Origin of the sequence: Roseateles noduli (assembly GCF_050626985.1) — a bacterium.
Taxonomy (GTDB): Bacteria; Pseudomonadota; Gammaproteobacteria; order Burkholderiales; family Burkholderiaceae_C; genus Roseateles; species Roseateles noduli_A.
Map to the genome: position 1 here is coordinate 3,579,821 of NZ_CP192463.1, position 25,278 is coordinate 3,605,098.

The 25,278-nt window shown below is 70.6% G+C and carries 21 protein-coding genes; 8 read left to right on the plus strand and 13 right to left on the minus strand.

The genetic code is table 11. From position 1 onward, the window contains the following. Positions 1-34: 34 nt before the first annotated feature. On the minus strand, positions 35-910 hold the full coding sequence (locus ACQ4L4_RS15585; protein WP_431099840.1) for a DUF429 domain-containing protein: 876 nt from the start codon (positions 908-910) through the stop codon (positions 35-37). Between the two features lie 110 nt (positions 911-1,020). On the opposite strand from ACQ4L4_RS15585, the gene ACQ4L4_RS15590 reads away from it, so the two are divergent. Next, entirely contained in the window at positions 1,021-2,703 is a 1,683-nt protein-coding gene (locus ACQ4L4_RS15590; RefSeq protein ID WP_431099841.1) for a diguanylate cyclase, read from the plus strand. Position 2,704: 1 nt separating this feature from the next. Here ACQ4L4_RS15590 and ACQ4L4_RS15595 read toward each other — a convergent pair whose 3' ends face one another. From ACQ4L4_RS15595 to hutC, 7 genes are all read right to left on the minus strand, one after another. Next, complete coding sequence (locus tag ACQ4L4_RS15595; protein WP_431099842.1) at positions 2,705-4,261, minus strand: methyl-accepting chemotaxis protein; 1,557 nt, start codon at positions 4,259-4,261, stop codon at positions 2,705-2,707. Positions 4,262-4,526: 265 nt separating this feature from the next. Beyond that, the gene (locus tag ACQ4L4_RS15600; protein ID WP_431099843.1) at positions 4,527-6,083 is read right to left on the minus strand and encodes a methyl-accepting chemotaxis protein; all 1,557 of its coding nucleotides are present in this window, start codon (positions 6,081-6,083) and stop codon (positions 4,527-4,529) included. A 79-nt stretch (positions 6,084-6,162) separates the two neighbouring features. Then, positions 6,163-7,518 carry a formimidoylglutamate deiminase gene (gene hutF, locus ACQ4L4_RS15605; protein ID WP_431099844.1) on the minus strand — a complete coding sequence of 452 codons (1,356 nt, stop codon included), beginning with the start codon at positions 7,516-7,518 and terminating at the stop codon, positions 6,163-6,165. After that, on the minus strand, positions 7,515-8,339 hold the full coding sequence (gene hutG, locus ACQ4L4_RS15610) for an N-formylglutamate deformylase (protein WP_431099845.1): 825 nt from the start codon (positions 8,337-8,339) through the stop codon (positions 7,515-7,517). The genes hutF and hutG overlap by 4 nt, the downstream gene beginning before the upstream one ends. Positions 8,340-8,408: 69 nt before the next feature. Further along, complete coding sequence (hutI, locus tag ACQ4L4_RS15615; RefSeq protein ID WP_431099846.1) at positions 8,409-9,662, minus strand: imidazolonepropionase; 1,254 nt, start codon at positions 9,660-9,662, stop codon at positions 8,409-8,411. Next, on the minus strand, positions 9,659-10,213 hold the full coding sequence (locus tag ACQ4L4_RS15620) for a HutD/Ves family protein (RefSeq protein WP_431099848.1): 555 nt from the start codon (positions 10,211-10,213) through the stop codon (positions 9,659-9,661). The genes hutI and ACQ4L4_RS15620 overlap by 4 nt, the downstream gene beginning before the upstream one ends. 122 nt (positions 10,214-10,335) lie before the next feature. Further along, positions 10,336-11,070, minus strand: a complete 735-nt coding sequence (gene hutC, locus ACQ4L4_RS15625) for a histidine utilization repressor (RefSeq protein ID WP_431099850.1) — start codon at positions 11,068-11,070, stop codon at positions 10,336-10,338. Between the two features lie 141 nt (positions 11,071-11,211). Between hutC and hutU the strand changes: the two genes are divergently transcribed. The 3 genes from hutU (at position 11,212) to ACQ4L4_RS15640 (ending at position 15,985) form a co-directional block, all read left to right on the plus strand. Next, the gene (gene hutU, locus ACQ4L4_RS15630) at positions 11,212-12,927 is read left to right on the plus strand and encodes a urocanate hydratase (protein WP_431099851.1); all 1,716 of its coding nucleotides are present in this window, start codon (positions 11,212-11,214) and stop codon (positions 12,925-12,927) included. Between the two features lie 75 nt (positions 12,928-13,002). Then, on the plus strand, positions 13,003-14,562 hold the full coding sequence (gene hutH / locus ACQ4L4_RS15635; protein WP_431099852.1) for a histidine ammonia-lyase: 1,560 nt from the start codon (positions 13,003-13,005) through the stop codon (positions 14,560-14,562). 49 nt (positions 14,563-14,611) lie between these two features. Continuing rightward, entirely contained in the window at positions 14,612-15,985 is a 1,374-nt protein-coding gene (locus ACQ4L4_RS15640; protein WP_431099853.1) for an alpha/beta hydrolase, read from the plus strand. A gap of 122 nt (positions 15,986-16,107) precedes the next feature. Here ACQ4L4_RS15640 and clsB read toward each other — a convergent pair whose 3' ends face one another. The 3 genes from clsB to nudB form a co-directional block, all read right to left on the minus strand. Further along, positions 16,108-17,382, minus strand: coding sequence for a cardiolipin synthase ClsB (gene clsB, locus ACQ4L4_RS15645; RefSeq protein ID WP_431099854.1), 1,275 nt, complete (start codon positions 17,380-17,382; stop codon positions 16,108-16,110). Next, on the minus strand, positions 17,379-18,083 hold the full coding sequence (locus tag ACQ4L4_RS15650) for an endonuclease/exonuclease/phosphatase family protein (RefSeq protein WP_377161774.1): 705 nt from the start codon (positions 18,081-18,083) through the stop codon (positions 17,379-17,381). Before ACQ4L4_RS15650 ends, clsB begins: the two co-directional genes overlap by 4 nt. Positions 18,084-18,202: 119 nt before the next feature. Next, positions 18,203-18,781, minus strand: coding sequence for a dihydroneopterin triphosphate diphosphatase (gene nudB / locus ACQ4L4_RS15655; RefSeq protein ID WP_431099855.1), 579 nt, complete (start codon positions 18,779-18,781; stop codon positions 18,203-18,205). 303 nt (positions 18,782-19,084) lie between these two features. Between nudB and ACQ4L4_RS15660 the strand changes: the two genes are divergently transcribed. The 3 genes from ACQ4L4_RS15660 (at position 19,085) to ACQ4L4_RS15670 (ending at position 20,979) form a co-directional block, all read left to right on the plus strand. Next, positions 19,085-19,498 carry a hypothetical protein gene (locus ACQ4L4_RS15660; RefSeq protein ID WP_431099856.1) on the plus strand — a complete coding sequence of 138 codons (414 nt, stop codon included), beginning with the start codon at positions 19,085-19,087 and terminating at the stop codon, positions 19,496-19,498. Between the two features lie 2 nt (positions 19,499-19,500). Continuing rightward, positions 19,501-20,130 (plus strand): cell division protein FtsI, encoded by a 630-nt coding sequence (locus tag ACQ4L4_RS15665; RefSeq protein WP_431099857.1) that lies wholly within the window; start codon positions 19,501-19,503, stop codon positions 20,128-20,130. A 69-nt stretch (positions 20,131-20,199) separates the two neighbouring features. Then, a complete protein-coding gene (locus tag ACQ4L4_RS15670) occupies positions 20,200-20,979 on the plus strand; it encodes a flagellar basal body L-ring protein FlgH (protein ID WP_431099858.1) in 780 nt (259 codons plus the stop codon). 46 nt (positions 20,980-21,025) lie between these two features. Here ACQ4L4_RS15670 and ACQ4L4_RS15675 read toward each other — a convergent pair whose 3' ends face one another. Next, positions 21,026-22,618, minus strand: a complete 1,593-nt coding sequence (locus ACQ4L4_RS15675) for a hypothetical protein (protein WP_431099859.1) — start codon at positions 22,616-22,618, stop codon at positions 21,026-21,028. 130 nt (positions 22,619-22,748) lie between these two features. Here ACQ4L4_RS15675 and ACQ4L4_RS15680 point away from each other — a divergent pair, with 130 nt between their 5' ends. Beyond that, on the plus strand, positions 22,749-23,348 hold the full coding sequence (locus ACQ4L4_RS15680; RefSeq protein ID WP_431099860.1) for a hypothetical protein: 600 nt from the start codon (positions 22,749-22,751) through the stop codon (positions 23,346-23,348). A gap of 95 nt (positions 23,349-23,443) precedes the next feature. Here the strand turns inward: ACQ4L4_RS15680 and aspS are convergent, their stop codons facing one another. Next, entirely contained in the window at positions 23,444-25,237 is a 1,794-nt protein-coding gene (gene aspS, locus ACQ4L4_RS15685) for an aspartate--tRNA ligase (RefSeq protein ID WP_377160960.1), read from the minus strand. Positions 25,238-25,278: the final 41 nt, after the last annotated feature.

Genomic DNA, 25,278 nt, shown 5'->3' on the forward strand with positions numbered 1-25,278 from the left:
TTGGCAAGCAAGTGGGCGGAGAACGGACAGGCCGTCAGGCACAGACGATCCAGCCCTCGAGCGGATCCATCCCGGCGGGCAGGCCGTAGTCCGGGCGCGCATCGGCCCAGGCCGCCTGCATCAGGCAAAGCACCGCGTCGAGCTTGTCGCCGCTGCCATCGTCGGCGAGTTCGTCCCGCTGCGCGTGGCTGAGCTTCAGGCGCAGGCCCAGACGGCTGCGGCCTTGCTCCAGCGCTTCGATCAGATCCTTGCGGGCGATCAACCGGTCGGGCGTCTGCTTGGCACGATCGTCGCTCTTGTAGCTGCGTGTGCCGATCAACTCGCGCGCCAGCAGGCCCGGATAGGCCTCCAGGGCCACGCGCGTCTCGTCGCCGGCATGCAGCCCCGGCAGATGGACGCCCGCCCGCAGCAGACGCGGCACGCCGGCATGCAGCATGTAGGCCACCGGCGGATTGACCCACTTCATGCTGGGCGACGAACCCGCCGGACCGTCGCAGGCGCGGTGCGCGAACTTGCCGCCGACCGGTCGGGCATCGCAGAACGCGGCGAAGGTGTCGCGGATCTGCGGGCGCGACAGGCTCGCGTAATGCGCGATCAGCGCCGCCCACTCGGTCGGCCAGCCCAGGGTGACGACGAGCTCGCGCGGCAGGCCGAACGGCAGGTCGAAGCCGCCGAGCCAGGGCGCGGGTTCCGCGAGCCACGCCTCGAAGGCGTCCAGGCTCGCGATCGCCACCTGGCGCTCCAGTTTCAGGACGCTCCCTTGCCGACGGCCGAAGGCCAGCCGGATCGGCTTGCGGGCGGTCGGCGCGCTGGTGAAGTCGACGCCCACCAGCGCGCGGTCCACCGCGGTCGCCGGAGGCGGCTCGGCGATGCGACCGGATGCGGCAGGCGCTTTCGAGACTTTTGGCATGCCTGCGACTGTATCCATCGTCCACTGGGGCCAGTCGCCATTGACGTGCGCTATGCGGCGGCGAATGCTGCGGCATCAAGGTCGACAACATCGACGGAGGAGAGTCCGCCTTGTTCCAACGCGAACTGGCCCGAGCCCTGCATCTGAGCCGCCGCGGTGCCTACCGCGACGCCACCGATGCGCTGGAGCTGTCCCTGGTGGCCGCCGACACGGTGCGCGACCGGGCGCGGGCGCTGATCCTCATCGCCCACAACCTGCCCCGCCAGGGCGACCTGCAGGGCGCGCTGCGGCGCGCGAGCGAGGCCGCGGCGCTGGTCCGGCTGATCGACGGCGAGGACCAGGACGCCTGGACGGCGGAGGCGCTCACCGAGCTCTGCTACGTCTACGCGCAGTTCCAGATGGGCCGGGACGCGATGCAGGCCGGTTGGCAGGCCCTCGCGGCGGCCCGTCGCGCCGAGGATCCGGCCCGCGAGGCCTGGGCGCTGAACCGGCTGGCCGTGGCCTTCGCGGTGTCGGACCAGGTCGAGCAGGCCTGCCAGCACACGCTGCAGGCGCTGGAGATCGTCCAGCAGCAGGCGCCCGGCGAGCGGGAACTGCTGCTGTCCTGCCTGAACAACCTCGCCCATTTCTGGTTGCAGGCGCATGGGGAAGCGATCCGGGACGAGGACAGGACCGCCTCCGCCGAGGCGCTCGCCCAGGCCGAGCCCTACGCGGTGCGGGCCGCCACGCTGGTGCGGGAGGAAGGCAATCCCTTCCTGGTCGTCGTCTCCCTGTCCAATCTGGTCGAACTGCAGCTCGGCACCGGCGCGATCGAGGAGGCGCTCCAGATCGCCGATGAATACGAGCGTCTCGCGCAGCGGCACGGTTATGCCGGCATGGTGCTGCAGGCGCGGGCGCAGCGGGCGCTGCTGCAGCTCAAGCGCGACGACGCCGCGGGCGCGCGAGACGCCTTGCCCGCGCTCGAGACGCTCCAGGACCTGGTCGGCCAGCAGGCGCCGCAATCGCTGCCGGCCCGCTTGCGGCGGCAGCTCACGCTGGCGATCTACCGCGGCTACAGGCTCCGCGGCGACGCGGTGAAAGCGCTGGCGGCGCACGAGCAGCTGACCGCGCTGGAGCGCCAGTCGGCGCGCAACGCGATGGCCTTGCAGACCGAGGCGATGCTGATCCGGCAGGAGTTCCAGCAGGCGCAAGCGCGCGCCGAACACGCGATGCAGGACGCGCGGCGCGAGCGCGAGCGCGCGGACCTCGCGGAACAGGAGCAGCAACGCCTGCGGCGTCAGGCGGCCGAGCTCGGCCGCATGGCGCATGAGGACGCGCTGACGGGGCTCAACAACCGCCGGCATGCGGAGTTCGCGCTGCCCTTGCTGCTGGAGCGCGCGCGGCAGGAGGACAAGCCGATCTCGCTGGGCTTGCTGGACATCGACCACTTCAAGCAGGTCAACGACGCGTTCGGCCATGGCGCGGGCGATCAGGCGCTGCAGAAGGTCGCGCAGTTGCTGCGGCGCCAGTTGCGCAGCGCGGACCTGCTGGCGCGGGTCGGCGGCGAAGAATTCATGCTGGTCTTCGTCGGCGTCCCGCCCGAGCGCGCGCAGGACATCTGCGAGCGACTGCGCGGCGCGATCGCCAGCCACGACTGGGGCGAGCTGGTGGCGGGCCTGCAGGTCACCGTCTCCATCGGCCTGGCTGCGGGCGAGCCGCCCGCGAAACCGTCCCTCCTGGTCGAAACCGCCGACCAGGCGCTCTATGCCGCGAAGCACGCGGGGCGCAACCGCGTGCAGTTCATGGCCTGCTGAATCAGTGGAGCTTGAAGACCGCGACCGACTGAGCGAGCGCGTCGGCCTGATGCTGCAGGCTCTGCGCGGCGGCCGCGGACTCCTCGACGAGCGCCGCGTTCTGCTGCGTCATCTGATCCAGCTGCGAGATCGCCGAGCCGATCTGGTTGATGCCGCCGCTCTGCTCCGCGGTGGCGTGGCTGATCTCCGCCACGATGCGCGACACCCGCGAGATCGAGTCGGAGATCTCGTTGATCGTCTGGCCGGCGCGCTCGACGAGCGCGGCGCCGCTGGAGACGCTCTCGCCGCTGGCGGTGATCAGCTGCTTGATCTCCTTGGCGGCCTCGGCGCTGCGCTGCGCGAGCGACCGGACCTCGCTCGCGACCACCGCGAACCCACGGCCCTGCTCCCCGGCGCGGGCCGCTTCCACCGCCGCGTTCAGCGCCAGGATATTGGTCTGGAACGCGATCCCGTCGATCGTGCCGATGATGTCGCCGATGCGCGCCGACGAGGTGCTGATCTTGCCCATCGTCTGCACGACCTCGCCCACCACGCTCACGCCGCGGACGGCGACCTCGGCGGCCTGCTCGGCCAGCGCCTTCGCCTCGCCGGCGGACGCCGCGTTGTGCTGCACGCTGGAGGTCAACTGGCCCATCGCCGAGGCGGTGGCCTGCAGATTCGACGCGGCCTGCTCGGTCCGCTGGCTCAGGTCGTGCGCGCCGGCGGCGACTTCGCGCGACGCCGTCGCGATGCTGTCGGTGGCATTGCGCACGCCGCTGACGACCTCCCGGATCGAGGCCTGCATGCCCTGCACCCCGCGCGCCATCGCGGCGGTCTCGTCGGCGCCTTCCGCCTCGACGGGCTGGCTCAGGTCCTTGCGGGCGATGCGTTCGGTCGTGCTCACGGCCTGGGCCAGCGGCGCCAGGATGGAGCGGATGTTCAGCACGGTGAGCAGGCCGATCAGCGCGGCGCCGATCAGCATCACGATGCCGAGCACGCCGCGCACGCTCGACTCCCGCGTGCCGAGGCGTTCAACCTCATCCTGGCCGTGCCGCAGGATGGCCTGCGTCATCTCACCGACGCCGCTGTCCATCGCCTGCACGGGCGCCTTGATGACGTCGGTGGAGCGGTTCGCCTCGGCGGCGTCCACGAAGTCGGCGTTCAGGATGCGTTTGGCGATGTCATCGACGCCGGCCTTGTAGGCCTCGAGCGACTGCTTGAGCTTGGGCGGCAGTCCGCGGATCTCCGGGCTGGTCTCGAGCGCGGCCAGGGTGTCGAGCGAGCGGATCACGCCGGCGTAGGTCTTCTGCCAATCGGCTTGTGCCTGCTTGACGGTGCCGTCGTCGCCGATGTTGATGAGCATGTCCTTCTCAAAGCGGCGCAGGTTGCCGATGCCGGCGCGGACTTCGGAGAGCTGGGTCAGCGCGCCGACGTCCTGCGCGACGTACTGCTGGAAGTCGGACCGCGAGCTGCCCATGGCCCAGAGGCCGGCGCCGCCGATGACCAGGAGTGCGAGGACGGACAGGAGGCCCAGGCCGAGCAGGCGTGTCCGGATCGTGTAGTTGCGCAGAGACTGCATGTTTTCCCAACGAGATGGATCGATGGGAAAAGCCTAGCAGCCGCCATGCCACCGCTCGAGGACGCCGCACTCTAAAGCCTGACAAGCGTGGAGTTCTCCCGCACCGATGTCACACCCGACGGCCCGCCCCAGCGCCCGCCGTCCTCGGTCGCAAAACCGCCGAAGTACGACAGTGATCGGGGACGGCATGTCGTGGGGTTTTGGCGCTTGCCGCCAAGGCCCCATGACATGGCGGCCAACGCCCCGACAGTCGAAGGACAGGCATTCAACCCAGCTTGAACACCGCCACCGACTGAGACAGCGCATCCGCCTGATGCTGGAGACTCTGCGCCGCCGCCGCCGACTCCTCGACGAGCGCGGCGTTCTGCTGCGTCATCTGGTCGAGCTGGGAGATCGCCGAGCCGATCTGGTTGATGCCGCCGCTCTGCTCGGTGGTGGCGAGGCTGATCTCGGCCACGATGCGCGACACGCGGGTGATCGAATCGGAGATCTCGTTCATCGTCTGCCCGGCGCGTTCGACGAGGGCGGCGCCGCTGGAGACGCTGTCCCCGCTGGCGGTGATCAGCTGCTTGATCTCCTTGGCCGCCTCGGCGCTGCGCTGGGCGAGCGAGCGCACCTCGCTGGCGACGACGGCGAAGCCGCGACCCTGCTCGCCCGCGCGGGCCGCCTCGACGGCCGCGTTCAGCGCCAGGATGTTGGTCTGGAAAGCGATCCCGTCGATGGTGCCGATGATGTCGCCGATGCGCGCGGACGACGCGCTGATCCTGCCCATGGTCTGGACCACCTCGCCCACCACGTGGACGCCGCGTCCGGCGGCGCCGGCCGCCTCTTCCGCCAGCGCATTGGCCTGCCGCGCCGAGTCCGCGTTGTGCTGCACGCTCGCGGTGAGCTGCTCCATTGCCGACGCGGTCTCCTCGAGGTTGGAGGCGGCCTGCTCCGTGCGGTAGCTGAGGTCGTGCGCCCCGGCCGCGACCTCGCGCGAGGCGGTCGCGATGCTGTCGGTGGCGCTGCGCACGCCGCTGACGACGTCGCGGATCGAGGTCTGCATCCCCTGCACGCCGCGCATCATCGCGGCGGTCTCGTCGGTGCCGAGCACGTCGAGACGTTCGCTCAGGTCCTGGCGCGCGATGCGTTCGGTCGTGCTGACCGCCTGGGCCAGCGGCGTCAGGATGGACGCGATGTTGAAGAAGGTGAAGGTCCCGATCACCAGCACGCCCACGAGCATCACGCCGCCCAGCGCCATCCGGATGCGGGTCTCTTCGGCGTCGATGCGCTGCACCTCCTGGTTGCCGCGGTCCATGATCGCCTTCGTCATGGCCCCGAGCTGCTTGTCCATCTCGCGGACCGGGCCCTTGATCGGCTCGGTCTGCCGGTTGGCCTCGGCGGAATCGGCGAACTCCTGCTTCAGGATGCGCTCGACGATGCCGTCGAGTCCGCTGCGATAACTCCCCAGCGAGGTCTTCATCGCCGGCGGCATCGACTTGATCTCCGGCAGGATGTCGAGCTGGCCGATGGCATCCAGGCTCTTGTTGACGCCCTCGAAGGCCTTGCGCCATTCCTCCTGGTAGCGCTTCACGGCGGCATCGTCGCCGATGTTGATCAGCATGTCCTTCTCGTAGCGCCGCAGGTTGCCGACGCCGGCCCGGATCTCGGAGAGCTGCACCAGCGACTCGACGTCCTGCTTCACGTAGTGCTCGACGTCCTGTTTCGTGCGGGCCATGGCCCACAACCCGTCGCCGCCGATCAGCAGCATCGCGAACACCGACAACAGGCCGAGCGCCATGAGGCGCGTCCGGATCGTGAAGTTACGCATGGACCACATGGCATTCCCACCGTTGAAGAAGGAGTGGGAAAAGCCTAGCAGCCGGCGTGCCTGCCGGACATCCTGCGGAAACGGGGGGTCAGCGCCAGAGCGTGTTCATCGTCGCGACGAAGTCCTCGCGGCGGCCGGCATCGTCGATCGCGCGCCGCTGGCCGGCGACGTAGACCTCGCGCCAGGTCGGCCCCTGGCTGGCGAAGACCAGGCCATCGAGCAGCGCCGCCTCCGGCAGTCCGGCCAGGCCGCTCGCGGCCGTGTCGAGCACCAGGAAGTCCGCGCGCGCGCCAGCCTTCAGGCCCCATGCGGACAAGCCCGCCGCCCGCGCGCTGCCCGCGACGCAGGCGTCGAACAGCCGGGCCGCCGTCGACGGTTGCCGTCCCGGCCGCGCCGCCACGTTGCGTCGTTGCAGGCCGAGGCGCTGGCCGTATTCCAGCCAGCGCAGCTCCTCGACCCAGCCGCGCGTGACCTGGCTGTCCGAGCCCACCGTCAGCGGCACGTCCGCCGCCAGCCAGCCGGGCAGGTCCGCCAGCCCGTCGCCGAGGTTGCCTTCGGTCCCCGGACAGATCACCACGCCGGCACCGCTCGCGGCGATGCGCGCGATCTCGTCCCGCGTGCTGTGCGTCGCGTGCACCAGGTGCCAGCGCGGATCCAGCCCGTAGTCGGCCAGCAGGTCGATCGGCCGCTTCCCGGTCGCCGACACGCAATCGTCGACTTCCTGCTGCTGCTCCGCGACGTGCACGTGGATGGGGATATCCGCATCGCCGACGAGCGCCTGCAGCGCCCGCACATCCTCGGCATGGGCCGCCCGCAGCGAGTGCACCGCCACGCCGGCGCGCACCAGCGGCAGGCCTGCCGCGTTGATGCGCTCGCAGGCGCGCCACACCCATGCCGCATCGGTGCGGAAGCGCCGCTGCGTGTCCCGCAGGCCCTGGTGCGCGAAGCCGGCATGCGCGTACAGCACCGGCAGCAGCGTCAGGCCGATGCCGGTCTCCTGGGCCGCCTCGGCCAGCGCCATGGCCATGGCGAGTTCGTCCTCGTACGGCGTCCCGTCCTCGCGGTGATGCAGGTAGTGGAACTCGCAGACCTGCGTGTAGCCGCCGGCCAGCAGCTCGATGTAGAGCTGCGCCGCGATGGTCTTCAGCTGCGCCGGCGTCACGCGCAGCGCGACGCCGTACATGCGGTCGCGCCAGGACCAGAAGTCGTCGCTGTCGCTGTCGCGCTGCTCGGCCAGTCCCGCAAAGGCGCGCTGGAACGCGTGGCTGTGCGCGTCGACCAGCGTCGGCATCACCGGCCCGTCCAGGCGCACGGCGTCCACCGGCGCCGGCGTGCCGGCGACCAGCTCGACCCAATGGCCATCGGCCCCGGCGCGCATCAGCACATCCGCCTGCCAGCGTCCGTCGAGCCAGGCCAGCGCCGCGTGGAAGGTCGTCGGACTCATGCGGCGTTCCGCGTCGGATTGGCCAGCAGGTAGGCCTGCAGCAGCGTCGTCAGCACCGGCCGGACGCGTTCGACGCAGTCCACGTCGAGCTCATAACCGGTGAAGCCCAGATCGTTCTCGACCATGTAGCAGCGATAGCACATCTCCAGCTGCACCGCCTGCTGGCCGAGTTCCGGCCGCCCGTACTGACGCGTGATGTAGCCGCCCTTGAAGCGCCCGTCGACGACCCAGCTGAAGCGGTCCTGAGCCTGCAGCGCGATCTCCATCGCCTGGCGCGTGACCTGCTTGCAGGACTTGCCCTCGACGGTGCCGATGTTGAGGTCGGGCAGTTGGCCTTCGAAGAGCCAGGGCAGTTCCGAACGGATGCTGTGCGCCTCGAACAGCAGCGCGAAGCCGTGCTCCTGGCGCAGCCGCTGCAGCTCGCCCTGCAGCGCCTGGTGGTACGGCGCCCAGTAGGTCTCGATGCGGCGCTGCTTCTCCTCGGCATCGGGCGCGAGACCGTCCTTGTAGAGCGGCTCGCCGGTGAAGAAGCGCGTCGGGCACAGCTCGGTGTTGGAGGCGCCGGGGTACATCGGCGTGTCCTCGGGCGGGCGGTTCAGGTCGATCAGGTAACGCGAGAAGCGCGGCACCAGCAGCCCCGCGCCGAGCTGGTCGGCGATCGGCGCGTACAGCGGCTCCAGGTGCCAGTCGGTGTCCTCGCTGCCGAGCGCGCGCTCGACGTAGCGGTGGTGCTGGTCGGCCGGGATCTCGCGGCCCACGTGCGGCATGCTGATCAGCAGCGGGGTGCGGCCACGCCGCAGTTCAAAGACGTCGTGCTTCATCGCTCGTTCCTCTTGTCTCCATGAGGCGGCGGCAGGCGCCTCGAGCGCGCCGCGGTCTCATTGTTCGTCTCAGCCGCGCGGCCGGCCGCCCACGACCGTCTGCCGCAGCGGATTGCGGCCGAACCAGTAGCTCAGCTCGCGCGGGTGCGTCGCGTCCCAGACGCAGAAATCGGCGCGCTGGCCTGCCGCCAACCGCCCGCGATCGGGCAAACCGAGGGCCCGAGCCGCGTTCGTCGTCAGGCCGCGCAGCGCCTCTTCCGGCGTCATCCGGAAGAAGGTGCAGGCCATGTTCAGCATCAGCAGCAGCGACAGCCCCGGCGAACTGCCCGGGTTGTGATCGGTGGCCAGCGCGATCGGCACGCCGGCGTCGCGCAGCGCCTGGATCGGCGGCAGTTTGGTTTCGCGCAGGAAGTAGAAGGCGCCAGGCAGCAGCACCGCCACGGTGCCGGCCCGGGCCATCGCGGCGATGCCCGCATCGCTCAGGTACTCGAGGTGGTCGCAGGACAGCGCGTTGAACTCGGCGGCGAGCGCGGCGCCGCCCTGGTCGCTGAGTTGCTCCGCATGCAGCTTCACCGGCAGGCCGAGCGCGCGGGCCGCCTCGAACACGCGACGCGTCTGCTCCGGCGTGAAGCCGATGCGTTCGCAGAAGGCATCGACCGCATCGACCAGACCCTGCTGATGCAACTCCGGCAACCACGCGCAGACGGCGTCGACGTAATCGTCCTGACGGCCGTCGAATTCGGGCGGCAGCGCATGCGCGCCGAGGTAGGTCGTCTTCACCGTCAAGCCGAGCTCGCCCAGCTGCCGCGCGACACGCAGGCACTTGGCCTCGTCCGCCAGCGACAGGCCGTAGCCGGACTTCACCTCCAGCGTCGTCAGACCCTCGGCCATCAGCGCCCGGGCGCGCTCCACGGCGAGCGCGTGCAGCGTCGGCTCGCTCGCCGCCCGCGTCGCGGCGACCGTCGAGCGGATGCCGCCGCCGGCGCGCGCGATCTCCTCGTAGGTCGCGCCCTGCAGGCGCAGCTCGAATTCCGCCGAGCGCTCGCCGCCATAGACCAGATGCGTGTGGCAATCGATCAAGCCCGGCGTCACCAGCAGTCCGCCCAGGTCGCGCAGCTCGCCCGCGCTGTCGCGCAGGTCGGCCGGCAGGTCCGCCATCGGGCCGACCCAGCGCAGTTGTTCGCCCTCGACCAGCAGCGCGCCGTCGCTCACCAGGCCCCAGTCGCGGTCGCCCGCCAGGGTGGTCAGCGTCGCATTGGCGTACAGCACGCGCCGCGGCGCACCTGCCGACGCCGCCGCGGCCGTCGAGGACTCGATCGTCATGACTCGCTCCAGATCAGCCACCAGGCGGGGCCGTGTTGATCGCCATCGTCGAAGACGCAGCTCTGCGAGGCCGGCGACTCGCACCACGCCAGCGTGTGCGGCGCCACCGGCACCGAACGATGACCGTGGATGATCATCCCGCCCTCCTGCGTGAACAGCCCCAGCCACTGCGCCCCGTGCGGGATCACGGGCCGGTCGGCCGGCTGCACGCGGAACACGCCCGCGTCGCGGCGGTGCATCGCGTTGAAGTCCTGCGTCGGACCATCGATGAGCACGCAATTCGGCGCGTCCTCGCCGGCGAACTGCACGATGCCCTCGTTGGGTTTCAGCGCCCGGCCGCGCAGGATCACGCCTGCGCCCGACAGCACGCCGAACCAGCGGTCCACGCCCGGGAAGGCGGAGAACGGACCGTCGCGGTCGATGTCCGCGATGCTGACGCGGACCTTCCAGTCCGCCACGTGCGGCCAGGCGAGCAACTCGCGCGTCCGGCCTCCCCCGTTGCGCCACGGGGTGGGCGCGACATCATCGGCGGTGATCCTCATCCAGCTCATGTCCGGCAGCTTGTTGGTTTTTGTTGAAGCCCGGGATTTTCGAAGACTCATCCATCTGGTCACGTCACGAAACGTCACATCCGCCCTCCTGCCACAACTTGCCCGCCAACTCGTGAACAGCGTCACGCCTGGAAGCTGCCTTCAAGGAAATAGCGGCTGGCCGGATGCACCAGCCGCACCGCCGTCACCGTGCGGCCCTGGCTCGACGTGGCGCGCTTGACCACGAGGCAGGGTTCGCCGCGCGGCATGCCCAGCAGTTTCGCCTCGAGGGCATTGGGCATGGCCGCCTCGATCGTATAGCGCGCCTCCGACAGCGGTGCGACCTCCAGCAGGTAATGCGTCGGGGTCACGCGCTCGAAATCCTGGTCCATGTAGCCCGGGGCGCAGGCCGGATTGACGAGGCGATCCTCGCACTGGATCGCGATGCCGTTCTCGCGGTGCACGATGACGCTGTGGAACAGAGTCGCGCCGGCGCGCAGGCCGAGCATCGCGGCCTGTTCGGCGCTCGCCTTCAAGGTCTCCAGCACGTGGACCTTGGCCTCGTGCCGGTGACCGCGCTCGGCGATCTCCTCATGCACGTCGCGCACCGTCAGCGTCGAGGCGATCCGGTGCAGTTCCGCGACGAAGGTCCCCACGCCCTGCACGCGGTCGATCATGCCTTCCTGATGCAGCTCGCGCAGCGCGCGATTGACCGTCATCCGGCTGACGCCGAAGGTCCCGGTCAGTTCCGCCTCGGACGGCAGGCGCTCGCCCGGACGCCAGCGTCCGCTGGCGATGCCTTCGCGCAGATGCGTCTTCACCTTCAGGTATTGCGGCGCGGGACCGCCGCCGCCCGGGCTCGATGAGGGGGTCGCCATGGGGCGGCATCCTACTTGACTGTACTTGTATAGACAACCACGGAAAGCGATCCTATGATCGCGCCCCATCGGACCGCACAGCACCGGCCGGCCGAGCCATCCACGGCGGCCGAACCTCGCAGCTCAGACCAGGAGATCTCGATGACGACGACACCGACGACCACGACGCCCATCCACTCCGCCCAGCCGCGCCCGGTGCGCGCCCCCACCGGCACGCAGCTGAGCTGCAAGAACTGGCTGATCGAGGCCGCCTACCGGATGATCCAGAACAACCTGGATCCGGCCGTGGCGGAGAACCCCGATGCGCTCGTGGTCTACGGCGGCATCGGCAAGGCAGCGCGCAACTGGGACTGCTTCGAGCAGATCCTGAGCTCGCTGAAGAACCTCAACGAGGACGAGACGCTGCTGATCCAGTCGGGCAAGCCGGTCGGCGTGTTCCCGTCGCATGTGGACGCGCCGCGCGTGCTGCTGGCCAACTCCAACCTCGTGCCGGCCTGGGCGAACTGGGAGCACTTCAGCGAGCTCGACCGCAAGGGCCTGATGATGTACGGCCAGATGACGGCCGGCTCGTGGATCTACATCGGCTCGCAGGGCATCGTGCAGGGCACGTACGAGACCTTCGCGGAAGCCGGCCGCCAGCACTTCGGCGGCGACATGGTCGGCCGCTGGGTACTGACCGCGGGCCTGGGCGGCATGGGCGGCGCGCAGCCGCTGGCGGCGACCTTCGCCGGCGCCTGCTCGCTGACCATCGAGTGCCAGCAGTCGCGCATCGATTTCCGCCTGAAGACGCGCTACGTCGACGAGCAGGCGACGGACCTCGACGACGCGCTGGCGCGCATCGCCAGGTACACGGCAGAGAAGAAGGCCGTCTCCATCGCCTTGCTGGGCAACGCGGCGGAGGTCCTGCCCGCGCTGGTCGCGCGCGTGAAGGCCGGCAGCGCGATCAAGCCGGACCTGGTCACCGACCAGACCTCGGCGCACGACCTGATCAACGGCTACCTGCCGGCGGGCTGGAGCGTCGAGCAATGGAAGGCCGCGGCCGCCGATCCGGCCAAGCACGCCGACCTGAAGGCCGCCGCCGCGCGCGGCTGCGCGGTGCATGTGCAGGCGATGCTGGACTTCCAGGCCATGGGCATCGCGACCGTCGACTACGGCAACAACATCCGCCAGGTCGCCTTCGACCAGGGCGTGAAGAACGCCTTCGACTTCCCCGGCTTCGTGCCCGCCTACGTGCGCCCGCAGTTCTGCGAAGGCCGCGGCCCGTTCCGCTGGGTCGCGCTGTCCGGCGATCCGGAGGACATCTACAAGACCGACGCCAAGATCAAGGAGCTCTTCCCGCACCATGCGGGCGTGCACCGCTGGCTGGACATGGCGCGCGAGCGCATCGCCTTCCAGGGCCTGCCCGCGCGCATCTGCTGGCTGGGCCTGGGCGAACGCCACAAGGCCGGCCTGGCCTTCAACGAGATGGTCCGCACCGGCGAGCTGAAGGCGCCGATCGTCATCGGCCGCGACCACCTGGACTCCGGCTCGGTGGCCAGCCCCAACCGCGAGACCGAATCGATGCGGGACGGCTCCGACGCCGTCTCCGACTGGCCGCTGCTCAACGCGATGCTCAACACCGCCGGCGGCGCGACCTGGGTCTCGCTGCATCACGGCGGCGGCGTGGGCATGGGCTACTCGCAGCACAGCGGCGTGGTCATCGTCTGCGACGGCAGCGAAGCGGCCGACAAGCGCATTGCGCGCGTGCTGTGGAACGACCCCGGCACCGGCGTCATGCGCCACGCCGACGCGGGCTACGAGCTGGCGGAGAAGACCGCGCAGGAGCGCGGCCTGAAGCTGCCGATGCTGGGCCGCTGAGCCCCTGCCGGCCCGGCCCCGCGTCTCCTGAATCCGCCCGCCTCAGACTTCGCTCAGACTTCGATCCGAGATCCCATGACGACCTCCCTTGAACTCATCCCCGGCAAGCTCTCGCTGGAGCAGCTGCGCCGCATCCGCGCCGGCGGCGTGACGCTCGCGCTGCACGCCGACGCCTGGCCGGCGATCCGTCGCGGCGCCGCCGTCGTGCAGGCCGCCGCGGCCGGCGACGACCCGGTCTACGGCGTCAACACCGGCTTCGGCAAGCTCGCGTCCAAGCGCATCGGCAAGGATGAACTGGCCGCCCTGCAGCGCAACCTGATCCGCTCGCACTGCGTCGGCGTCGGCGCGCCGCTGGCGCCGCCGGTCGTGCGGCTGATGCTGGCGACGAAGGCCGCCTCGCTGGCGCGCGGTTTCTCCGGCGTGCGCGAATCGGTGGTGCAGAGCATCCTCGACGCCTTCAACGCCGGCCTCGTGCCCTACGTGCCGGCGCAAGGCTCGGTGGGCGCGTCGGGCGATCTGGCGCCGCTGTCGCACATGACGCTGGCGCTGATGGGCGAAGGCGAAATGTTGGTCGACGGCCAGCGCCAACCCGCGCTGGCGGCGCTGGAGAAGGCCGGCCTGAAGCCGCTGGTGCTCGAGGCCAAGGAAGGCCTGGCGCTGATCAACGGCACGCAGACCTCGACGGCGCTGGCGCTGGAAGGCCTGCTGCGCTTCGAGACCGTCTACGCCGCCGCCGTCGTCAGCGGCGCGCTGAGCCTGGACGCCGCGCGCGGCAGCGACGGCCCCTTCGATCCCCGCATCCATGAGGTGCGCGGCCAGCCCGGCCAGATCGAGGCCGCGGCCGCCTACCGCGCGCTGCTCGCCGGCAGCCCGATCCGCCAGTCGCATCGCGACGGCGACGACCGCGTGCAGGACCCGTACTGCCTGCGCTGCCAGCCGCAGGTCATGGGCGCCTGCCTGGACCAGTCGCGCTACGTCCGCGACGTGCTGCTGCGCGAGGCCAACGCGGTGACGGACAACCCGCTGGTGTTCGCGTCGGAGGACGGCCCCGCCGCGATGGTCTCCGGCGGCAACTTCCACGCGGAGCCGGTGGCGCTGGCCGCCGACGCGCTGGCCTGCGCGATCGCCGAAGTCGGCGCCATCGCCGAGCGTCGCATCGCGATGCTGATCGACACCGGCGTCTCGCGCCTGCCCGCCTTCCTGACCGATAACGCCGGCCTGAACTCCGGCTTCATGATCGCGCACGTCACCGCCGCGGCGCTGGCCAGCGAGAACAAGTCGCTCGCGCATCCGGCGAGCGTCGACAGCCTGCCGACCTCCGCCAACCAGGAGGACCACGTCTCGATGGCCACCTTCGGCGCCCGTCGCCTGGGGCCGATGCTGGACAACACCGCGCACATCGTCGCCATCGAGCTGCTGGCCGCCGCGCAGGGCATCGAGTTCCTGCGGCCGCTGCGCAGCTCCGCGCCGCTGGAGGACGTGCACGCGCTGCTGCGCGAGCGCTGCCCGGCGATGCCCACCGACCACTACCTGGCGCCCGACATCGAGCGCGCCTTCGTGCTGGTCAACGACGACGGCCCGCGCGGTCCGGCCGCGCTGCTGCGCGCGCGCACGGAGATGGTCGTGCTGGACTAATATCCGAGGCCTCGGCGGGCCTCGCCCGCCACCGCCTCGCGAGTCCCGCATGCCACACACCGCCTCGACGGCGCGCTCTCCGCGCGCCGTTCGCGTTTCCACCCTGCCCGCGCCGGAACGCGCCTCGCCCCAGCTTGTGCGCTTCGTTGCGGGCCTGTTGCTGCTGATCGCGGCGATGCTCGTCGCGCCGCACGCCTTCGCCGCGACCAAGGTCGTCTTCGACATCGACATGCGCGAGGAGATCGCCGCCGGCCGCTTCGATCCCGCCAAGGACATCGTGGGCGTGCGCGGCGGCGCGGCGCCGCTCAACTGGGGGCGCTCGCTGGTCGCGCCGGCCGCGGGCCTGGGACGCGAGGGCTGGTACAGCGCCACAGCCGTCTTCGAGCGCATCCCGCCAGGCGGCAACGTGCCCTACAAGTTCCACGTCGAGCATCCCGGCCAGAACGATCCCGAAGGCGACTGGGAGACCGGCTCCAACCGGTCGCTGGAACTGGTCTCCGACGAGGTGCGCGTCACGCGCGCGTTCAACGCGCCGGGCGCGCCGATCTCGCTGAGCCGCGCCGGCACGATCGAGCGGCTGGCGCCGCTGCCTGGCAACTTCGTCGCGCAGCGTCCGGTGCAGGTCTGGCTGCCGCCCGACTACGAGCGCAACACCGAGCGCCGCTACCCCGTGCTCTACCTGCACGACGGCCAGAACGTCTTCGATGCCGCCGCGGCGGGCGCCGAGTGGCAGGTCGACGAGACCGCGCAACGCCTGGTCGTCGATGGCCAGATCCAGCCGCTGATCATCGTGGCGGTCAACAACACCTCGCGCCGGATCGACGAGTACACCGCGACCGCGCGGACGTACGAGGGCCAGACGCGGGGCGGTCTCGCGCCGGCCTATGCGAGCTACCTGATCGAGCAGCTCAAGCCGTCGATCGACGCGCGCTACCGCACGCTGCCCGACGCGGCGCACACGGCGGTGGGCGGCTCCTCGCTGGGCGGCATCATGAGCCTGTGGCTGGCGGTGCATCACGGCGACGTCTTCGGCACGGCGCTGGTGGTGTCGCCGTCGCTGTGGTGGGACGACGAGTTCCCGATCCGCGACACGCAGAAGACCCCGCTGCCGATGTCGCTGCCGCGACCGAAGCTGTGGCTGGACATGGGCACGAACGAAGGTGCGGACTCGATCAAGCAACTGCGCAAGCTGCGCTCGGTGCTGTCCGCGCGAGGCTGGGCAGGCGCCGACATCGGTTACCTCGAAGCCGAGGGTGCCGGACATGACGAGGGCAGCTGGGCCGCGCGTGTCGAGCCGATGCTGAGATTCATCGACAGGCAGTTCAATGCGCCGGCGAGCAGCGGCAACAAGACGCAGCAGGATCCTTTCCCGACCGGCGTGCGGCCGTCGATGCCGCCGGGCCCCGGCACCTACACCAAGTGACCCTGCAGTCATCGGTCCCAGACCGCTGAAGTCAGCGACTGCGAGTGGGGCCGGAATGCTTCTGGGGGTTCCCGGAGGGACGCCCCCTGATGCGTGGAGAGCCCGCGCTTGGCGACCCGCAGTCAATAGCGCCCGGTCGCCCCCGCCACCCGCAGGTAGACGTAGGCGACCCACGCGACGAGCGCGCGACCGAGGAAGCCGCGCAGCCCGCGCCCGGCCGTCGGCTCGACGCGGTGGGACTTCGCCACCGCCGCGTCGAACTCCCGCGCGACATCTCCCGCGAAGGCGGCGTCGCGCACGACGACGTTGGCTTCGAGGTTGAGCAGCAGCGACAGCGGATCGATGTTGGAGCTGCCGATGGTGGCCCAGTCGTTGTCGACGACGCAGATCTTGGCGTGCAGGAACGCCGGCGTGTACTCGTAGATCTGGACGCCGTGCCCGAGCAGCTCGTCGTAGAGCGCATGCGCGGCCAGCGCGGCGATCTTGTAGTCGACCTTGCCCTGGAGCAGCAGCCGCACCTGGACACCGCGCTGCGCGGCGTCCTTCAGGGCGCGACGGAAGCGCTGCCCCGGATAGAAGTACGGCGTGATCAGATCCACGCGCGCGGTCGCGGCGCGGATCGCGTCGACGTAGGCGCGCTCGATGGTGCGGCGCTGGCGCAGGTTGTCGCGCAGCACGAAGGCCGCGCGCACCGGCGGCAGGCGGCTGGGGTCGCGCCGACGGTGTTCCCCGCGCGGCATCCGGATGCGCCGCATCAGGCGCTTCGCGCGCCGCGCCGGCGAGGCGCTGCGGATCATCGCCCGCATCTCGTCGCCGAAGTCGTGGCCCAGCCACGCGCGCGTCCACACGGCACGCGCGGCCTGCTCGATGGCCCGCACCGCGGGCCCGCCGACGCTGACGGCGAAGTCCAGCCGCGGCGACTCGGTGCGGCCGTGGTGGAGGTCGACGCGGTCGTCGATCACATTGATGCCGCCGACGAACCCCACGCGTCCATCGACCACGCACAGCTTCTGGTGCAGCCGCCGCAACTGACCGGGATGCAGCCAGTTCCACCACCGGTCGATCGGACGGAACACCGCCAGCGCCACCGGCGTGCCGTCGACTTCCCCCCGCAGCCAGCCCAGGCTGCCCTTCGAGCCGAAGCCGTCCACCACCACCCTCACCCGCACGCCGCGCAACGCGGCGCGCTTCAGCGCCGCCACGGTCGCGGCACCGGCCTCGTCGTCGTGGAAGATGTAGGTCGCCAGCCAGACCTCCTGCTCGGCCCGATCGATCGCCTCGATCTGCGCCGGGAACAGCGCATCGCCGCCGCACAGCAGCCGCACCGCGTTCCCGCCGGTGAAGCTGGGCTGCGACCCGAGGGTCCAGGGAAAGAGGGGTTCCGGCGGCCGCTTCAAGTCAGCACGAGCTCGGCGAGCAGCGGCAGGTGGTCGGACATGCGCGCCCACGCCGGACCGCGCGGCACCTTCATGTCGACGCAGCGCAGGCCGCGCATGTAGATCCGGTCCAGCGAGAACACCGGCACCCGCGACGGGAAGGTCGGCAGCGAGCGCTTCGCGCCGGGCAGCATCGCCCGGCCCAGGCCGGTCGCGCGCATGGGCTCGTCCAGCCGCTCGCCCCAGTCGTTGAAGTCGCCGGCCACCACCAGCGGCGCGCCGTGCGGCACATGGTCCTCGATGAAGGCCGCCAGCTTCTGGATCTGGCGCACCCGGCTGCCATGGATCAGGCCCAGGTGCGCCACCACCGCGTGCACCTCGGTGCCCTGCCAATGCACCGGCACGTGCAGCAGGCCGCGCTGCTCGAAGCGGTGGTCCGACACGTCATGGTGGCCGATGTCCCCGAGCGGATAACGCGACAGCAGCGCATTGCCGTGCTCGCCGTGGCGCGTGACCGCGTTGGTGCGGTAGGCCACCTCGTAGCCTTCCGGCGCGAGGAACTCCGCCTGCCCCTGCTCCGGCCAGCCGAACCAGCTGCGGTCGAACTGGCGCGCCTCGCGGTGATGGAACAGCCGGACCTCCTGCAGGAACACCAGGTCCGCGTCCAGCGCCTGCACGCCCATGCCGAGGTTGTGGATCTCCAGCCGCTTGCCCGGGCCCATCCCGCGCACACCCTTGTGGATGTTGTAGGTCGCGACGCGCAGGCGACCGACGCTGTCGGCGGGCGAGGTGTCCGTGGTCGCCGAATTGGCCAGGGCCGCGTGTCGCGGCGTTCGGCGGATCATGACGCGGCCTTTTCGTGGCGCGCCCGGATCGACGCGATGTGGGCGGGCAGTTGGAGGATGGCTTCCGCGTTGGATGGCGAGAAGCACAGGTCCGCCGCCTCGCGCCACGGCAGCCAGCGGAAATCGAGGTGCTCGCGCGGCGCCAGCGTCACCGCCGTGCCCGACGGCACCGTCAGGCCGAAGACGTGTTCGGTGTTGCGCGTCACGCCCGGCGCGTAGCGGTGGCGCCAGACCGGGTAGATGTCGTAGACGTTGGCCACCTGCCAGTCGACGAGCGCCGCCGGGGCCAGGTCTTGCACGCGGATGCCGGTTTCCTCCAGCACCTCGCGCCGGGCGGTCTCGCTCAAGGGCTCGTCGGGCGTGTCCTTCGACCCGGTCACGCACTGCCAGAAACCGGGCCGGTCGGCCCGTTCCAGCATCAGCACGTCCAACGCGTCGGTGTGGATCACGACCAGCACGGATTCCGGGATCTTGTAGGCGCGCGCGGCCGGTTCGGTGGCGGCCGTTTCGGCAGTGACCGTTTCGGCGGCGGCCGGGAGCGGGGTGGCGGCAGGGGCGAGAGGCACGTCGCTCATAGCAGGCAAGCATATCCCAGGGTCATGGCGCGGCCGGCGTGTGCCAGGCCTGGCACGCCGCCGACATGGACTCCCACACGCGCGACAAACAGCCGACACGAACGGGCGCATCGCGGTGCCTGACACGCCGGCCGCGTGCGCGGGCAACGCTTGTTCACAGTCGGCGAACAACGGCGTCGGCAGATGTGCGGCAGGAAATATAGAAAGTTTGTAGAGCCGTCGGACGCCGCTGTTCATGAGGGCATCCGCCGTGCCGGCCCCCGGAAGAATGGCTTCCATCGTCACCACCACCCAGGAGAAGTCATGTCCACCGTCCCCACCACGACCGGCACCGGCGCTCCGCTGGTCGCCTCCCGTCAACTCGTGAACCGCCCGAGCGGCAGCTTCGAGATCAACGCCCGCGAGTACGGCACCGTCGCCGCCGGCGCGATCGGCCTGGCGCAGGCCGCCTATCAGGGCGGCGAGAACGCCGTCAGCACCGTCGTGCATTGGAGCGAGGAAGGCTTGCAGGCGCTCGAGGACGGCGCCAAGGACGTGGGCCACGCGATCTCGACCGGCCTGTCCGAGGTGAAGGAGCTGGCCGGCGATGTGAAGGATGCCGTCGCCAGCGGCACCAGCACGGTCATGAAGGAAGCCGGCGAGTTCGGCAGCACCGTCGGCGGCTACCTCGCCGCGGGCGCCGTCGCCGGCAAGGCGCTGATCGACGAGATCCTCTGATCATGCGCGCCGCCGTCGCCGTGGCCCGCGCCGTTGCCGTGGCCAACGCCGTCGCCCGGGCCCGCGCCAGTGCCCGAGCGCTCGCCAGCGTCTTCACGACCGCGCTCGTGATCGGCACCGCCATGCCGCTGGCCGGCTGCTCGCTGCTGAGCCCGATGCCCACCGTCGAGCTGGCCAAGGCGACGGCCGGCATGGCGACGATGGCGATCGGCCAGGGGCCGACGCGGGCGACGCAGACGGTGTTCCACGACGCGGCGCTGCCGGAGCGCGTCTGCATCGAATACAACCGCTCGCTCGCGCTGCCCGAATTCGTCCCGGCGCTGATCGCGGAACTGCGCGAGCACGAGGTCCAGGCCCGCGTCTTCGAAGCCGGCGTGCGGCCCGGCGACGAGGCCTGCCCCGCCTGGGTGCACTACCAGGGCCTGCAGAAGTGGGACAAGCCGCCGCTGTCGGACCAGATCCGGCCCTACCTCGCGCAGGCCACGCTGAGCCTGCACGACGCCGGCGGCCGCCTGATGGCCGCCAGCAGCTACCGCAGCGACGACGCGGCGCTGGGCATGGGCAAGTGGGCCAGCACGCGCAACAAGCTCGCACCGGTGGTGCGGGCGCTGCTGACCGGCTTCGAAGGTTGAGCGCGGCGCCGGACATCAGGGCCGCGCCCGGAAGAACTCCAGAACAACGATCGCATCGACGAGGGAATCATGGTCAACGTCTCCACGGCCGCACGACGCGGCATGCTGCTGCCATCACTGCTGGCGTCACTGCTGGCGTCACTGCTGGCGTCATTGCTGTCGCCGCGGCTGTTGGCACGGCTGTTGGCGCTGCCGGGCGCCGCGGTCCTGGGCGCCTGCGCCTCGCACGACGCGCTGGTCCAGGGCCCGGTGCAGGTGATGCCGGTGCCGGACGGCGCCTATGTCGAGCGCGTCAACAACGGCGCGATCTACCAGCCCGGCATGGCCGCGGCCTCGCTCTTCACCACCGAGCGCCGCGCGCGCCAGGTCGGCGATTCGCTGAAGGTCGCCATCAGCGAGTCGCTCAGCGCCACGCAGAAGAGCAAGACCGACACCAGCCGCGACAACAAGCTCGCGGTCAAGGGACCGGGCGGCTCCAGCAACGTCGGCATCGTCGACCGCCTGCTCAAGGCCGACGCCACCGCGTCGGGCAGCGATTCGTACAAGGGCTCCGGCGATACCGAGGCCAGCGGCAGCCTGAGCGGACAGATGGCCGTCTCCGTGATCAACGTGCTGCCCAACGGCCACCTCGTCGTGGCCGGCGAGCGCAGCATCGCGATGAACGGCGGGCTGCAGACGCTGCGCTTCTCCGGCGTCGTCAATCCGCAGGACATCCGCACGGGCAACCAGGTCCAGTCCGCGGACGTCGTCAATGCGCGCATGGAGATCGCCGGCAAGGGCGAGGTATCAGACGCGGCCCGCCGCAGCTGGCTTCAGCGCGTGTTGACGTCGAGCCTCGCCATCTGGTGACCGCGTCCCGCGAAGCGCGTTCCGCCAGGCACGTCAGGACGTCGGCTCAGGCGAGCCGCGCGGCGAGCCGCCGCGCGAGCTCGAGCGCTTCCGTCAGACCGGCGCGCCCCGCGTCGGCATCCGCGGCATCGCCGGGGCTGCTGGCAAGCCGCTCCAGCACCGCCACCAGCGTCCGCGCCTGCGCCCCCGGGTCGGCGGCGTCGGACGTGCCGCCCGGCGCTTGCGGCGCGGGCAGTTGGGCGATCAGGCGCTGCAGCCAGCCGGCGAGCCGCTCGGCCCGGCTGCGGTCGGCGCGCGACCAGACGGCGCCTTCCGCCCGTTCCAGCACCAGTTCCCCGACCACCGCGCCGGCCGCGTTCCTCAGCGACAGCGTCTGCGACGAGCGGCCCGCGCGCGCCGCGGCGCCCACGAGCGAGGCGGAGCCCCCCGCGGTCCAGCGCAGATCCAGGCCCGTCAGCGCCAGCGCTTCCAGCAGCCGCGGCCGCGCCTGGCCCCATTGCGATTCGACGTCCGCGGTCGTCGCCACCGCCGCGCCGGATCGTCCCAGCGTCAGCAGCAATCCTTCCGCACCGTGCGGATCCGTGTCGAAGCGCGCGAGCTGTTCCAGCCGCGCCGGCAGTTCCGTCTGCCCCAGCGTCGCCTCCAGGCGCTGCCGCTGCTGCTGGTGATACCAGCTCGGCCCGAGCTGCTCCTGCTCCGCCATCAGCTGTCCCAGCCGCCCGTGCGCCGCCGCCTGCAAGGACCTCGACTGGATCTCCTCGCCCAACGCGAGCGCCTGCTGCGCGGGCGGCACGGCCTCGGTCCCGCGTCGCAGCTCGCTGATCAGCAGCAGCGTCTGCGCCTGCAACCAGCGGTAGCGGCAGCGCCGCGAGAGATCTTCCGCCTCCGCCGCGAGGGTCAGGGCGTGCTCCACCGCGCCGCTGTCGCGCGCGCAGCGCGCGTGGTGCCACATCGCCTCGGCCTCGTAGTCGCGGTGGCCGACGGCGCGCGCGTCGGCGCGGGCCTCGTCCAGGCGCGGCAGCGCGGCCTGCGGTCCCTGCGTCGCGCGCAGCGAGACGGCGCGGTTCAGCGCGATCTTGGAGCGCATGTAGGGGTCGTCGCCCAGCTGCGGATAGTGCAGCTCGGCCTGATCCAGCACCCGGCCGCCGCGCGCCCAGTCGCCGAGCGCGAAACACAGGTGCGCCAGGCCGATCCGGGCCAGGCAGGCCCAGCGGGTCTCGTCGTCGGCCAGCTCCAGCGTCTGGCTCCAGGCATTGCAGGCCTGGACGTAGTCGCCACGCTGGTAGTGCATGCGGCCCAGCGCCTCGCTGAGCTCCGCCGCCTCCTCCAGCAGCCGGTGCTGCAACGCGCGGGCGATGGCGCGTTCCAGTTCGGCCTGCAGTTCCGGTCCGCGGCCCCAGCGTTCGAGGATGAAGAAGGCGCCCAGCAGCGCCTGGAACGGCGGCTCGCCCTCGCGCGCGATCAGGCGCTGCAGCCGCGGCAGGGCCAGGCCGGGGCGACGCATCACCAGCCGTTCCCAGCGCGCCTGCGGCGTCAAGGGCAGGCGTCCGCCGCCACCGGCGCCACGTCGCGCGCCCGTCTGCCGTGCCCGCCCGTCCCTGCCCTTGCCCCCGCGTTCGCCTCGCTCGCCCGTCGCCATGTCCGTCCCGTTCAATGCCGCCCCGCTGCGGGGAACGACCGGAGCATAAACGCCCCGATGGATCGCGCCGTCGGGGCGCTTTTTCAACGATTCCGACTGATAACCGGGCTGAGCACACTCATTCGAGTCGGTGGAGGACGAACTCTCACTCACTCGTGCCATTGAAGGGGATCACGTCAAAACAGGAGGATCGCCATTTCTCTTCGACATCCCCTTGCACATGACAACATCACACCCCCACCCCACCCGCACCGCCTGCGCCATCGTCCTGTCCACGGTGATCACCGCCGCGATCTTCGGCCTGGTCATCGTCCTGCCGGCGAAAGCGGAGACGCCGCCGCCGCCGGTGCATCCGGTCGCGTCCGCCGCCCAGCACAACAAGCTGGCCGGCCCCGCGTCGAGCCTGCATCGACCGCCCCTCGTCACGCGCCTCCTGACCCGTGGACCGACGCGCTCGACGTTCGCCGGCACCGAGGTCACGAGCCGTGAGCGCGGCGTCGACGGCGATGTCCTCGAGCATCGCACCGTGACGTCCTCGTCGGGCAACAAGACGGTGGAAACCCGGACCGTCCTGCGCCACCACGACACGCGACTCGTCGGCGATCAACAGACTGGCGCTCCCGGCATCAACTACGGCCCTTCGCGCGAACGCAGCCTGCAGGGCCGCGGCGCCGACACACCCGCCAGCGTCGAATCGTTCCGATACGGATACAGGCTCAAGCTCGATTGATGGGTCCGGATTGAAAAGACAACGCCCCGACGGCTTGAGCCTCGGGGCGTTGTGCTTCGTGCGGCGGCGCCTTCAGCGCCACCGGTGGGCGATCGTCAGGCCGTCGCGGCGCCCGGGTTGCGCAGGCGGATGTGCAGCTCGCGCAGCTGCTTCTCGTCGACGAAGGACGGCGCGCCGGTCAGCAGGCACTGCGCGCGCTGCGTCTTCGGGAATGCGATCACGTCGCGGATCGACTCGGCCTTGGTCATCAGCGTCACCAGGCGGTCCAGGCCGAAGGCCAGGCCACCGTGCGGCGGCGCGCCGTACTGCAGCGCGTCCAGCAGGAAGCCGAACTTCACGCGCTGTTCCTCGGGGCTGATGTTGAGCGCCTCGAAGACCTTGGCCTGCACGTCGGCCTTGTGGATACGCACCGAACCGCCGCCCAGCTCCCAGCCGTTGAGCACCATGTCGTAGGCCTTGGCCACGCACTTGCCCGGGTCGGTGACCATCAGGTCCTCATGACCGTCCTTGGGCGCGGTGAACGGGTGGTGCACGGCGGCCCAGCGCTTGTTCTCCTCGTCTTCCTCGAACATCGGGAAGTCGACGACCCACAGCGGCGCCCACTTGTCCTCGAACAGGCCGCTGGTCTTGCCGAACTCGCTGTGACCGATCTTCAGGCGCAGCCCGCCGATCGCGTCGTTGACGACCTTGGCCTTGTCCGCGCCGAAGAAGATCAGGTCGCCGTCCTGCGCGCCGGTGCGCGACAGGATGTCCGCGACCGCCTTGTCATGCAGGTTCTTCACGATCGGGGACTGCAGGCCCTCGCGGCCCTTGGCGGTCTCGTTGACCTTGATCCAGGCCAGGCCCTTGGCGCCGTAGATCTTGACGAACTCGGTGTAGCTGTCGATCTCGCCGCGGCTCATCTGCGCGCCGCCGGGCACGCGCAGCGCGACCACGCGACCGCCGGGCGTCGTCGCCGGACCGGAGAAGACCTTGAAGTCGACATCGCCCATCACGTCGGTCAGCTCGGTGAACTCGAGCTTGACGCGCAGGTCCGGCTTGTCGGAGCCGAAGCGGTGCATCGCCTCGGCGTACTTCATCACCGGGTAGTCGCCCAGCTCGACATTCAGCGCCTTGCGGAAGACGTGGCGGATCATGCCCTCGAACATCGCGCGGATCTCTTCCTCGCCCAGGAACGAGGTCTCGATGTCGATCTGCGTGAACTCGGGCTGGCGGTCGGCGCGCAGGTCCTCGTCGCGGAAGCACTTCGTGATCTGATAGTAGCGGTCGAAGCCCGCCACCATCAGCAGCTGCTTGAACAGCTGCGGCGACTGCGGCAGCGCGAAGAACATGCCGTCATGGACACGCGACGGGACCAGGTAGTCGCGCGCGCCTTCCGGGGTGCTCTTGGTGAGCATCGGCGTCTCGATGTCGACGAAGCCGTGCTCGTCCAGGAACTTGCGCGCTTCCATCGCCACGCGGTAGCGCAGCATCAGGTTGTTCTGCATGTACGGGCGGCGCAGGTCCAGCACGCGGTGCGTCAGGCGCGTGGTCTCGGAGATGTTCTCGTCGTCCAGCGGGAAGGCCGGCGTCACCGACGGGTTCAGCACTTCCAGCTCGTGGCACAGCACTTCGACCTTGCCGCTGGCGACGTTGGCGTTCTGCTTGTCGGCCGGGCGCGCGCGCACCTTGCCGACGACCTTGATGCAGAACTCGCTGCGCACGCTTTCGGCCACCTTGAACATCTCGGGGCGGTCGGGGTCGCAGACGACCTGCACGAGGCCTTCGCGGTCGCGCAGTTCGATGAAGATGACGCCGCCGTGGTCGCGGCTGCGATGGGCCCAGCCCATCAGGGTCACGGTCTGGTCCAGCAGCTTCTCGCTGACTTGGCCGGCATAGCAGGTACGCATGGGGGTTCTCCGGAAATTCTTCAGTGTTCGGGGCGGGGCTG